Here is a 12682-nt window from a genome sequence, read left to right as displayed (position 1 = left end):
GTGATGTAACGAGTTAAATCTTTTTCGCCTCAAGTGCGCGGCGCTTTTCAATCGCCATCGGCGTTATCTGGGCATTGAGCGCCTTTTCTAGGCCCAACATAAAATACACTTCCGCCATCAAGAAGAATGGCCCAATTAATAACTGATTCAAATCATCTACAAAGGCAGGCTTGGCTTTTTCATATTTATGGCCAATTAACTGGAACACCCAGCCCACCACAAATACCCCGAGGGCAAGCCAAGTGGCACCGGCAATATGCGCCGCCCATTCAGTTGTGAGTAGTACAGGAACCATAAATAAGATCAGCCCCATTGAGAGCCTTAAGTGTAAACGGACATAGTAGGCCGACACTAACACGCCGACAATCAAGGCTAAACTGGTCTCGCCCAGACTGCCCAGCGGAATACGTACAGTGGCCAGCAACAGGAAAGCAGACCAAATAATCAGTGGGATACCAATAAAATGGGTCTGAATATTACGATGATTTAAATGCACACTTTTGTAGGTCGATAACTGCTCTGCGGCGGATTTCATGTCGGGTTCCTCTTCATTTGCCCCTGCTTTTACCTGCGCCAAATTGAGCGACGCGCAAGCCATAAACTAGCGCAAAACAATTAAGCTGAACAGCAAAAGTAAATAAATTGTTGCATTTGCTTGTTTGGTACTTATTTTGATACCCATCCAGAAATGAAAAAAAGGAACCCTAAGGTTCCTTTTTGATAGACGACAAACACCAACTCGGGTTTATTGAGACTCTATGATTACCGTCGCAATCGCATAGGATTTTTCATCGGCAATAGAGATATGCCCAACCGTCGCTTTAAGCTGCAGTAAGCGCGTAAGCGCCCCCTCGGTAAAGTGAATCGTTGGCGCACCATCCTCATTGTTGCCAATGTGAATATGCTGAAACGACACGCCGCGGCCAATGCCCGTACCGAGCGCTTTGGCTGCAGCTTCTTTGGCGGCAAAACGCTTGGCAAGATAACGGCTTGGCTGACTATGGGCAGTATAAATGGCCAACTCAGCCTCGGTCAGCACACGTTTAGCGAGCTTGTCGCCTGCGCGCGCCACATGCGCCTGAATACGCTCAATCTCGACGATATCTGTGCCTAGGCCGACAATCGCCATTATTCGCCTCGACGACCTTCAAGCATTAACACTTTAATGTCTTTCACTGCTGTCGCTAAACCGTCAATCGCGGCACGGGCGACAATCGCATGGCCGATATTGAGTTCATATAACTCAGGAATCGCCGCAATCGGTTTCACGTTGTGATAATGCAAACCATGACCTGCGTTAACCACTAAACCTTTGCCATGGGCGTATTTGGCCATTTCGCTAATACGCGCTAACTCAGTGGCTTCTTCTGCTTCCGTTTTCGCATCGGCATAACAGCCAGTGTGGATTTCGATAAGCGGTGCGCCAGAGGCAACAGCGGCATCGATTTGGGTTTTATCGGCATCAATAAATAAGGAAACTTGAATGCCCTCAGCGGCTAAACGAGTAACCGCAGCAGTGATTTTATCTAACTGCCCCGCCACATCTAAACCGCCTTCAGTAGTGACTTCTTGACGTTTTTCTGGCACTAAACAGACATAAGTCGGCTTAATTTCACAGGCGATGTTAAGCATTTCTTCGGTCACCGCACATTCGAAATTCATGCGGGTTTTCAAGGTTTTCGCCAGCAGATACACATCGCGGTCTATGATGTGGCGTCTGTCTTCACGTAAATGGATAGTGATGCCATCGGCGCCAGCATGCTCAGCAACGGCGGCAGCATGCACAGGATCAGGATAACTGGTGCCACGCGCCTGACGCAGAGTAGCAATATGGTCGATATTCACGCCCAATAAGATACGGCTCATCGGGAACTCCTTAATGTTGAACGCTGATATTGCGGCTTATTGTACTTAGGCTTACACAAAAAAACAGGAGCTAGGGCGAATTATTCCCATCAATCTTGGTTGGCGTAGCAGCGCTGACGAACAATTGTCGACTCAGCAAAGGTTTAGTCCCGAGCAATGGCTTTAACAGGGAGCGCATCAATAACTTAGCGCTCAAAAAATGCACGTCAGCGAGTTGATTATCGTTAAGCGCCGTCAACATGGCACCTTGATAGGCGTTGCGAGCACGGGAGTTGAGCACAAATTGAAAGCCTAACTCAGGCACGAGCTGGTAATAATCTTCAGCAACGAGTGGTTCGCCCTGAGTATCGCGGCTAAGCGACGGCATAAAACCTAATTCCCGCAGCAAGGCGAGCTCAATATAACGCAGTTGGGATTGGCAAAACTTCGCGGCAAGGCCGACTAAAGCTTGATGATAAATGAGGAACAACTCTTCGGCGCTGTGCTGCACAGACAAAGTGCGAACCAATAACTCATTGATATACATGCCAGCAAACAAACTTTGGCCAGAAAGAGGCACTGCGGGTGCTGCGGCTTCGACTTGGGTTAAGGTTTTTAATTCAGACTTTCCGCTAAATTCGAAGATCAGCGGTTGAAAGGGCTGGAGAATACTCTTGATAGAGCGCTTACCGCTGCCGGTTCGGGCAACCACATCGACCCGTCCAATGCCGTCAACTAAGAGGTTAACTAAGACACTGGACTCTCGATACGGACGATGATGCAGAACATAGCCACGTTTCATCGGTAAGCGCGCTCGCTGGAATTAATGCTTAATCGTCGCCGTAACCTAAGCTACGCAGGGCGCGTTCATCATCGGCCCAACCAGATTTCACTTTCACCCACACTTCGAGGAAGACTTTATTATCAAACAAGGTTTCCATGTCTAAGCGGGCTTGAGTCGCAATAGTGCGAATTCGTTCGCCCTTGCTACCGATCACCATACGTTTTTGACCTTCACGCTCGACGAGGATCAGGGCATTGATTTGATAAACGCCATTTTCCATCATCTTAAACTGTTCGATCTCAACCGTGGCATCATAGGGTAATTCATCACCTAGGAAGCGCATCAGTTTTTCACGCACAATTTCCGACGCCATAAAACGTTGCGAACGGTCAGTAACATAATCTTCAGGGAAGAAGAAAGGTCCCTCAGGAATCGATGCCGCTGCCAACTCTAAAATTCGCTGGACGTTAGTGCCCTTGCTGGCTGAAATCGGCAAAATTTCATCGAAAGGATATTTTTTGGCGACTTCTTCCAAATACGGGAACAGTGATTCTTTGTCTTTGATATTGTCGACTTTGTTGATCGCCAGAATCGTCTGACGCTCTTCGCCGCCACGGCGTAATTTGCTCAGCACCATCTCATCATCAGCGGTCCACGTCATGCCATCAACCACGAAAATGACCATAGCGACATCGGCAAGTGAACTGGCCGCAGCGCGGTTCATCAGGCGGTTAATCGCCCGCTGCTCTTCAATGTGCAAACCCGGTGTATCGATAAACACGATTTGCTTAGGACCATCGGTATGAATACCCATGATACGGTGGCGCGTCGTTTGCGGCTTTTTAGAAGTAATACTCACCTTCTGGCCAAGCAAACGATTGATTAACGTCGATTTACCGACGTTAGGGCGACCAATGATCGCCACCATGCCGCAATAAGTGACATCGTAATGAGCCGACGGCGTTGGCGCGGCCGCATTCATCCTTGCCAGTAATTCATCTAAACTCGGCTCAGTTGCCGCTTTTGCAGCATCGATACCTGACAAGTCTGTTTTTTTGGTCATTTCTTTAGTAACTCCAATACTTGAGCGGCCGCGATTTGCTCGGCTTTACGGCGTGAACTCGCCACACCAATGACGCTTTGGCTCAAGTCTTCAATACGACATTCAACGGTAAATGTCTGATCGTGGGCATCGCCTTCTATGTTGATTACTTGGTAATCAGGCAGCGGCTTTTTAAACCCTTGTAAATGTTCTTGCAGTAATGTTTTTGCGTCTTTCTGGCTGATCCCGGGTTGAATTTCGGCCAAACGCTCGGCATACCATTTCAGCAGTAATGCACGACAAACTTCGAGATCGGAATCAAGGTAAACGGCGCCAATAATGGCTTCAACCGCATCGGCAAGAATCGACTCGCGTCTAAATCCACCACTTTTTAATTCACCAGGACCGAGATACAAATAATCGCCGAGCTTAAATTCTTGGGCGATGATCGTTAAGGTATCACCGCGCACTAAGGTAGCGCGCATCCGGCTTAAATCGCCTTCGGTCGCCTTCGGAAACTGATGATATAAGGCATCAGAAATCACAATAGATAAAATTGAATCACCTAAAAACTCTAAGCGTTCATTGTGTTTATTTGCCGCACTTCTGTGGGTCAGCGCTTGAGTCAACAGCTCAATATTCTTGAACTCATAACTTAAAGTACGACACAAACGTGGCAAATTTTTAATCGGTTCCATGCTATTTAATTCCACCTACACGCTCAAAACGCACGCCGCTCGGTACCCAAGTTGGGAGGAAGTCGGCTTTTGAGCGGTCAAATTCAAAACTAATCCAAATCGCTACCGCTTTACCAACAAGGTTTTCTTCTGGCACAAAGCCCCAGAAACGACTATCGGTGCTGTTATCGCGGTTATCACCCATGGCAAAGTAATGGCCTTCAGGCACTAAAAACTCACCCGCGGGTAAATTACCTTCGCGCTTAAAATATCCCAGCATGTCGGGACGACTTGGGTTGATCAAAATATCGTGGGCGACTTCGCCCAGTTGCTCCGTGTAACGCAGTAATGGCACGCCATCTTGGCTGTAATCACCACGACTGATTTCAGTGCGGGCGATAACTTGTGGTTCTGGGCAATCTGTTTGCTCAACGCCACAGGCCTTCTGGATCATCAACTGCTTATTACGGTAAATAATTCTATCACCCGGTAAACCGACAACACGTTTGATGTAGTCAATTGTCGGGTTTTCAGGGTATTTAAACACGATCACATCACCGCGTTTTGGCTCGCCGGTTTCAACCAGTTTAGTGCGCCATACGGGATCTTTAAGCCCATAACTGAATTTTTCCACCAGAATGAAGTCACCTACTAAGAGGGTTGGCATCATAGAACCCGACGGGATTTGAAATGGTTCATAAATGAATGAACGCAGGATCAACACAAAGGCAATCACAGGGAAAATAGAGTGCGCGGTTTCGACTATGGTCGACTCACGAATGATTTGGTACTCGGCTTCTTCGGTTAACATCGCTTGCGAGGCCTTGGCTAACGCTAAATTCTCACGACGCTTAGGGGCGAATGCGAGCACATCGACTAACCAAATAAGTCCCGAGATCAGGGTGATTAGCACTAGAATAATGGAAAAATACGCTGCCATTGCTTATTGAACTCCTGCTTTAAAATCATTTAAAGGTGCCTAACTCAGCGAATATCATACTTTAGTTAACTTACCGTATTCGACCTTGGTAAACCAAAGTGATAAACCAATGCGATAACCTAACTAAAGCGCCGCAAACAGCGGCGCAATAGTCAACTAAATGGTCATTTTTTATGCTAACGATTACTCGTTTAGCTTAAGTACCGCTAAGAATGCCTCCTGTGGCACCTCAACGTTACCCACTTGCTTCATCCGTTTCTTACCCTCTTTTTGTTTATTTAAGAGTTTTTTCTTACGAGAAACGTCGCCGCCATAACATTTAGCCGTTACGTCTTTACGCAAGGCTTTCACGGTTGAACGAGCAATAATTTGACTGCCCACAGCCGCTTGAATCGCGATATCAAACATCTGACGCGGGATCAGCTCTTTCATCTTATCGACTAAGGCTAAACCACGGTGACGAATGTTAGATCTATGGATAACCATAGCCAAGGCATCGACTCTGTCGCCGTTGATGAGAATATCTAAACGCACCATGTCAGCGGGATCGAAACGAATAAAGTTATATTCGAGTGATGCATAGCCACGGCTAGTGGATTTCAAACGGTCGAAGAAGTCCATGACCACTTCCGCCATTGGCAGATGATACGTCACAGCCACTTGGTTACCGTGGTAAACCATGTTCACTTGCGTGCCACGTTTTTCAATACACAAGGTAATCACGTTACCTAAGTATTCTTTTGGCACTAAAATGTTGGCCTCAACAATCGGCTCACGCATTTCTTCGATGTTGTTAATCGCTGGTAGATCAGACGGGTTATCGACATAAATCGTTTCGCCGCTGGTCATCACGACTTCGTACACTACGGTTGGCGCTGTGGTGATCAACTCTAGGTTGTATTCACGCTCTAAACGCTCTTGGACGATTTCCATGTGCAGCAGGCCTAAATAGCCAATGCGGAAACCAAAACCGAGTGCCGATGAACTTTCTGGTTCGAAGAATAATGACGCATCGTTCAGGCTGAGCTTATTCAGCGCATCACGGAAGTTTTCATATTCGTCAGTAGAAATCGGGAATACGCCAGCGTATACCTGAGGCTTCACTTTCTTAAAACCAGGTAACGGCTTTTCAGCACCGTTTTTGGCTAAAGTTAATGTATCGCCCACAGGCGCGCCGTGAATTTCCTTCAGACCCGCAATCACAAAGCCTACTTCACCGGTTTTAAGTTCGGTTTTATCAGTTTGTTTTGGGGTGAAAATACCGACGCGATCCGCAGTGTGGTTTTGTCCTGTAGACATCACCTTAAACTTGTCACCTTTTTTCAGGCTACCGTGTTTAATTCGCACTAAAGACACTACGCCTAGGTAGTTATCAAACCAAGAATCGATGATCAAGGCTTGCAATGGTGCGTTAGGATCGCCTTCTGGCGGTGGAATTTTGGCAACAATGACTTCTAAAACCTCGTCGACACCGACACCGGTTTTAGCCGAACAACGCACAGCATCCATGGCATCGATACCGACGATATCTTCAATCTCGGCAGCAACACGTTCTGGATCGGCTTGTGGTAAGTCAATCTTGTTTAAAATAGGTACCACATCTAGATTCATATCCAGCGCGGTGTAACAGTTTGCCAGTGTCTGAGCTTCAACGCCCTGACCCGCATCAACCACCAGCAAAGCGCCTTCACAGGCTGCTAATGAGCGCGAGACCTCATAGGAGAAGTCAACGTGACCTGGGGTATCAATAAAGTTGAGTTGATAGACAAGGCCATCTTTGGCTTTGTAATCCAAAGTGACACTTTGTGCCTTAATCGTAATACCACGCTCACGTTCTAGATCCATAGAATCTAAAACTTGAGCATCCATTTCACGGTCGGTTAAACCGCCACAAACCTGAATAAGACGATCTGATAGCGTCGATTTACCATGGTCGATATGGGCAATAATTGAGAAGTTTCTAATTTGTTTCATTATGCTGCAATGACTAATACTGAAAATGGATACGGTTCAAAGGAGCGAAATTGTACCTGATTGCGGTTTCAATACCAATCACATTCACTCCTACTTAGGACAGACCGATAAAACAACGCCCAAAACCGCAGTTAGCTGTTATTTGATAAATAATAACATATTGAAATTATTGAGCTAATTCTTGTAAATTGATGCTCATGCCCAAATAGGCCAAAATCACAGGTTGAGCATCGACTTCTAAGCGTTTGGCCTGTTGCTTACCAAAAGACCACGCAAGCAAGGCACCAACGGCCGCAAAGCCCATGGCACCTAGGTTATGATTAAACTCAAGCAACTGGCCTAAAAATTGGCCTAACGCCGCGCCAACAAACAAACCAAACAGCGGCATTAAATAGATTAATGCCGCTGCTTTGAGGATCACGCTCTCGGGAAGTCCTAGTTTGAGTAACTCACCCGCCTCGCAGCGGCGGTCACTCTGAATCGAAAATTGCTGGGTTTTCGAGGAAAAAGCCTGAGCCACAGCAGAAGTCCCGCAAGACTCACTGTTACTGCAGCTCTTGCAGGTACTCTTAAGTTCGACTTCAACCGTCAACCAGCCTTGGCTATCACTGGCGACGACTCGAGCAATTTCTTCCATCATAATCGGCGTCCTATTCTAGCGTCAGACTTTTAGCAATGCGTGTTAGGGTTTCTGTCGGCACTTTACCCACAGCAACCACTTCGGCATTACCCACTTTTTCTGAGACTAACGACAAGCCATTTCGGGTGATTAATTCTTCAGGCAATGGACTTGTCCCCGCCCGCGCCACATAAACTGAAATATTAGCGAGTCCATCGGTCAGTGCTATGTATTCCACCGCCTCATGGCTGCCAATCAATCTATGGTGATCACGCACGACCACAGTAAAACCTGCAGGTAACCAAGCGAATTGCCAGTTTTGACCGTCTTGGCGCTCGGCTTGATCGATAACTGCCGGCCATTCTTGTTTATAGGCTTCTTGCAAAATGGCTGGCGGCTCGCTGAATTCGATGAGTTCAATCACCATGATCTGCTCAAGCAATTGCTTATCTTGAGTCAGCATGTCGTATCGCAGCGGCAGATAAGTTTCCATATCAAGCCAAATTTGAAAGCCATAACGGAATTCATCATTGGGCAACAGGCGGATCATTTGCCCCGGGCGCCCAGCAATACGGGTGCGACCACCAAGCACAAACTGATAACCCACTTCTAAATCCGCCATATTGGCAGAAAAAGCGGCAGGCCAAACACCTTGAATATGATTAGAAACAATACTGTATGCAGGCTCGTCGTGCTCAATAAAAGTGACACGATTGCCGACACGCACAGCATTTTTAGGTGGACCGTTAAGGTATTCTAGAAAGGCTACTTCTTGATTATTCACTTTACCGTGCAGGTAAACCAAAGGCCGAATATGATCGGCCTGAAGTTGAATAATCGATGCTTTAAACTCTTTCTCTCGTAAGGCCTGACTCATTTTCTCGAGCCAGACTTTGGCAGGCATATCTTCCTGCGCTATCGCAGGAAAGACCAAGGCTAATAAAGCCAACAGGATTAGACGCAAGCTAACTCCTCGTTATTGATTGACCGGAACGGGTACTACCTCGGTATTGTCCTCTACAACCGCACCGGTATTCAATCGTTGTTGCAACATATGATCTTGAATATAAGTATTAATTCGGCGACGCTGCTCGTTCACCTGATCATTGGTATAACCTTGATTCTGTTGAACTGGACCCGTTTGTAGGCTCACAGGTGATGCGCTACCAATGAGCGGTCTGGTAATCAATACGGGCGAAGGTGACGCGGCATCATCGGCGCTCTGATTGTAATTCTGCACACCGACAATCGCAAACATGGCAACCGTGGCAGCAATGGCATATTGGCCAAATTGCTTAAACAGAGGTACGACGCGGTTTTGCTGCGCATTGGCGGCAATTTGCGGGGTTACAGGTGCAGCAACGTTAGACGCATGATGCTTAGGCGCAACTATCGCTGGCTCAAGCTCAATGGCGGCGGCAATGCTAGCAGAGAGATCTAACACAATATTCTGCGGCAACTCGCCACGCATGGCATCGCCTATCATATGATAGTTATGCCATTTATCATGTGAATGTGTATCAGCAGATAACTCTGCCATGGTCTGCGCATCAGTCTCTCCATCGACTGCGGCAGATACCCATTCTTGACCTAATTTATCCATTTTTCACCTGTCTAAATATAAGGGTTTCTTAAAATAAGAATTTAGGCTTCCAGCAACGGCTGGAGCTTTTTATCGATAGCCTCTCGAGCTCGGAAGATACGCGATCTTACGGTCCCTACGGGGCAATCCATGACTATGGCAATATCTTCGTAACTCATTCCATCAAGTTCACGCAACGAGATGGCCATTCGTAATTCTTCTGGCAGCGTTTCTAAGGTATCGAAAATCACTTTTTTGATTTCTTCCGATAACAATAGCCGTTCTGGGGAGGCGAACTCCTTCAGCGCGTCACTGCCTTCATAATATTCGGCATCTTCTGCATCAACATCATTAGCGGGCGTTCTGCGCCCCTGTGATACGAGATAATTCTTCGCAGTGTTTACTGCGATGCGGTACAACCAAGTATAAAATGCACTTTCACCGCGAAAGTTTGGCAAAGCTCGATAAGCTTTGATAAACGCTTCCTGTGCTACATCGGCAACGTCCGCTTGGTTCCGTACATAACGGGATATCAAGCTAATGACTTTACTTTGATATTTAAGCACTAACAGGTTAAAAGCGTTTTTATCACCTTGTTGTACGCGCTCAACTAATTGTTGATCACTTAATTGTCCACTCATCCGAGCCGACTTCTCCTAAATCTAAAATGCTGATTTCTCAGTCGCTCGAATCATATTCACTTATGTAGACTCGCGTACTTTGAAAAAGTTCTAAAAAATATACAAAAAAAGTAAGGTTAAAAGGAAAGTACCCATAATCCGTGAGTTGGTTTACCATAGTTGGCACTCTTCAGTCACATCATGATACCCGATGAAACAAGTAGTTGAACACCAATCTGACATATTAGTCATAGGTAGCGGTGCCGCAGGTCTGACACTAGCTTTGCATCTTGCTGAAAAAGCAAAAGTAATTCTGCTTTCAAAAGGCCCACTCTCGGAAGGGTCGACTTACTACGCCCAGGGCGGTATCGCCTCCGTCTTCGACGAAAGTGACACTATCGAATCCCATGTAGCAGACACATTAATCGCAGGTGCGGGTTTATGCGACAAAGACGTCGTCACTTTTACCGCTGAAAATGCTAAGAGTGCGATGCAATGGCTTATCGAATGTGGCGTCGCCTTCGATAAAGAAGAAACCACTGACGGTAATGCAAAAGACGCACCTTACCATTTAACCCGTGAAGGCGGCCATAGCCACAGACGTATTCTGCACGCTGCCGATGCCACAGGCAAAGAAGTGCAAACGACGCTACAAGAACGCGCACTCGCCCACCCCAACATTCAAGTTTTAGAACGCTATAACGCCATCGACCTCATCACCACCCGTAAGTTAAATCGCCCAGGTAATCGTGTGTTAGGCGCTTATGTGTGGAATCGCAACGAAGAACACGTCGAAACCGTTAAGGCCAAGTTTGTTGCGTTAGCGACCGGCGGTAGCTCTAAGGTTTATCAATATACTTCAAACCCCGATGTCGCTAGCGGCGATGGTATTGCCATGGCATGGCGTGCAGGTTGCCGCGTGGCGAATATGGAGTTCAACCAATTCCATCCAACATGTTTGTACCATGCCGATGCGCGCAACTTCTTACTCACTGAAGCCCTGCGTGGTGAAGGTGCGTACCTGCGTCGTCCAGATGGCAGCCGTTTTATGCCGGACTTTGATGAACGCGCTGAACTCGCCCCCCGTGACATCGTTGCCCGTGCCATCGACTATGAGATGAAACGACTCGGTGCCGATTGCGTGTATCTGGATATCAGCCATAAAGATGCTGACTTTGTGATGAAGCATTTCCCGACCATCTATAGCCGTTGCTTAGAGCTGGGAATTGATATCACTAAAGATGCAATCCCTGTGGTCCCTGCCGCGCACTATACCTGCGGTGGTGTGATGACAGATATGCACGGTCAAACCGATCTCAATGGCCTCTATGCCATTGGTGAAGTGGCCTATACGGGCTTACATGGCGCGAATCGTCTGGCGAGTAACTCTCTACTCGAATGTTTAGTGTTTGCCCGTGCGGCGTCACATGATATAGAGAGCCAGCTGTATAAAATTCAAATGCCGGGACAAATTCCCGCATGGGATGAAAGCAAAGTCTCTAACTCGGACGAAGAAGTGGTCATCGCCCATAACTGGCACGAACTGCGGTTATTCATGTGGGACTACGTTGGGATCGTGCGCTCGGATAAACGTCTGGAACGCGCTCTGCGTCGCTGCCTGATGTTACAGCAAGAAATTCAGGAGTATTACAGTAACTTCAGAGTCAGCAATAACTTGCTCGAATTACGTAACTTAGTGCAAGTGGCCGAGTTGATTATTCGCTGTGCCATGGAGCGTAAAGAAAGCCGTGGTCTGCATTTTAATATCGATCACCCAGAGAAATTAGACGCGCCGCGCCCGACAATATTACTACCAGAAAAGTAACAGCTTAAGTTCTTAGGCTCTTATGTACTTAAGTTCTTATGTGACTTAATGAAAAACAGACTAAACCTCGGTATGAGGTTTAGTCTGTTGTATTTTAGCCCGCAGCAGCAACCGACATAAATGTCGATAGTCAGTATCGTCTAACATATCCGCCCAAACCATCAAGAGCCGCAACTGAGTATCCACTTCGATATACATCAAGCAAACAAAGGGTGTCACCCAAGTTCGCTTTAATACCTGAAAGTGCTCACCCGTTGACAAACGTCCCTCGCCTTTAACACTAAGCAAAAAATCTAAACGCCAATGCTGCAGTCGCCACAACTGCGACAGCAAGAAAATACAAACTAGCAGGATAAACAGATATTTAAGCAGTGATAAGGCGAGATTGTCGCTTTGAGGCCAGAGCAGAAATGAGCTAGAACAGACACAAATAAAAACGACCAACGAGAGTCGTTGGTCGAAGGAGGCTTTTACGCTGAAACTATGGTGCCGGTCTTCCACGGACTTTCACTACCATGCGCGCAAGCTCAGCATCAGGGCACACTTCATGGCCCATAAACCAAGCAAACAATTCGGGATCTTCACATTCCAACAAACGGATAAACACGGTTTTATCTTCATCGGACATTTCTTGATAGAAATTTTCAACAAAAGGTTGAAACAAAACGTCTAATTCCAGCATCCCGCGGCGACATGCCCAGCGAACCCTTGCGATGTTCATTAATTCCAAGGTATTTCTCCCAACACAGATTTGGCATTAGTCTATCAGTTCAG

General features: G+C 46.9%; 15 protein-coding genes. 1 reads left to right on the top strand and 14 read right to left on the bottom strand.

The genetic code is table 11. The features are described 5' to 3' along the window. Nucleotides 1-13: 13 nt before the first annotated feature. The 12 genes from AC5YB3_RS17880 to rpoE form a co-directional block, all read right to left on the bottom strand. Nucleotides 14-535 (bottom strand): Mpo1 family 2-hydroxy fatty acid dioxygenase, encoded by a 522-nt coding sequence (locus tag AC5YB3_RS17880; protein WP_006080784.1) that lies wholly within the window; start codon nucleotides 533-535, stop codon nucleotides 14-16. Nucleotides 536-745: 210 nt separating this feature from the next. Next, a complete protein-coding gene (acpS, locus tag AC5YB3_RS17875) occupies nucleotides 746-1129 on the bottom strand; it encodes a holo-ACP synthase (RefSeq protein ID WP_494525856.1) in 384 nt (127 codons plus the stop codon). Then, complete coding sequence (gene pdxJ, locus AC5YB3_RS17870; RefSeq protein WP_494525855.1) at nucleotides 1129-1866, bottom strand: pyridoxine 5'-phosphate synthase; 738 nt, start codon at nucleotides 1864-1866, stop codon at nucleotides 1129-1131. Before pdxJ ends, acpS begins: the two co-directional genes overlap by 1 nt. 70 nt (nucleotides 1867-1936) lie before the next feature. Continuing rightward, nucleotides 1937-2647, bottom strand: coding sequence for a DNA repair protein RecO (gene recO, locus AC5YB3_RS17865; RefSeq protein WP_494525854.1), 711 nt, complete (start codon nucleotides 2645-2647; stop codon nucleotides 1937-1939). Between the two features lie 28 nt (nucleotides 2648-2675). Continuing rightward, nucleotides 2676-3692, bottom strand: coding sequence for a GTPase Era (gene era / locus AC5YB3_RS17860; protein WP_006085067.1), 1017 nt, complete (start codon nucleotides 3690-3692; stop codon nucleotides 2676-2678). Further along, on the bottom strand, nucleotides 3689-4369 hold the full coding sequence (rnc, locus tag AC5YB3_RS17855; protein WP_006080779.1) for a ribonuclease III: 681 nt from the start codon (nucleotides 4367-4369) through the stop codon (nucleotides 3689-3691). Before rnc ends, era begins: the two co-directional genes overlap by 4 nt. A gap of 1 nt (nucleotide 4370) precedes the next feature. Continuing rightward, nucleotides 4371-5288, bottom strand: coding sequence for a signal peptidase I (gene lepB / locus AC5YB3_RS17850; RefSeq protein ID WP_494525853.1), 918 nt, complete (start codon nucleotides 5286-5288; stop codon nucleotides 4371-4373). A 183-nt stretch (nucleotides 5289-5471) separates the two neighbouring features. Then, entirely contained in the window at nucleotides 5472-7262 is a 1791-nt protein-coding gene (lepA, locus tag AC5YB3_RS17845) for a translation elongation factor 4 (RefSeq protein ID WP_006080777.1), read from the bottom strand. Nucleotides 7263-7428: 166 nt separating this feature from the next. After that, nucleotides 7429-7902 carry a SoxR reducing system RseC family protein gene (locus AC5YB3_RS17840; protein ID WP_427613663.1) on the bottom strand — a complete coding sequence of 158 codons (474 nt, stop codon included), beginning with the start codon at nucleotides 7900-7902 and terminating at the stop codon, nucleotides 7429-7431. A 10-nt stretch (nucleotides 7903-7912) separates the two neighbouring features. Beyond that, entirely contained in the window at nucleotides 7913-8845 is a 933-nt protein-coding gene (locus tag AC5YB3_RS17835) for a MucB/RseB C-terminal domain-containing protein (protein ID WP_259523619.1), read from the bottom strand. Nucleotides 8846-8857: 12 nt separating this feature from the next. Then, complete coding sequence (locus AC5YB3_RS17830) at nucleotides 8858-9484, bottom strand: sigma-E factor negative regulatory protein (protein WP_011846166.1); 627 nt, start codon at nucleotides 9482-9484, stop codon at nucleotides 8858-8860. Nucleotides 9485-9525: 41 nt separating this feature from the next. Further along, a complete protein-coding gene (rpoE, locus tag AC5YB3_RS17825; RefSeq protein ID WP_006080773.1) occupies nucleotides 9526-10104 on the bottom strand; it encodes an RNA polymerase sigma factor RpoE in 579 nt (192 codons plus the stop codon). A gap of 190 nt (nucleotides 10105-10294) precedes the next feature. Here rpoE and nadB point away from each other — a divergent pair, with 190 nt between their 5' ends. Then, entirely contained in the window at nucleotides 10295-11908 is a 1614-nt protein-coding gene (nadB, locus tag AC5YB3_RS17820) for an L-aspartate oxidase (protein WP_006080772.1), read from the top strand. A gap of 60 nt (nucleotides 11909-11968) precedes the next feature. Here the strand turns inward: nadB and AC5YB3_RS17815 are convergent, their stop codons facing one another. Together AC5YB3_RS17815 and AC5YB3_RS17810 are read right to left on the bottom strand one after the other, a co-directional pair. After that, entirely contained in the window at nucleotides 11969-12409 is a 441-nt protein-coding gene (locus AC5YB3_RS17815) for a protein YgfX (protein ID WP_494525852.1), read from the bottom strand. Further along, a complete protein-coding gene (locus tag AC5YB3_RS17810; protein WP_006080770.1) occupies nucleotides 12390-12638 on the bottom strand; it encodes an FAD assembly factor SdhE in 249 nt (82 codons plus the stop codon). The genes AC5YB3_RS17815 and AC5YB3_RS17810 overlap by 20 nt, the downstream gene beginning before the upstream one ends. Between the last annotated feature and the right edge of the window lie 44 nt (nucleotides 12639-12682).

The sequence above is a fragment of the Shewanella sp. 1311 genome, from assembly GCF_059338235.1.
Note: the sequence above shows the minus strand (reverse complement) of the source record. Positions and strands in the feature narration are given on the sequence as shown.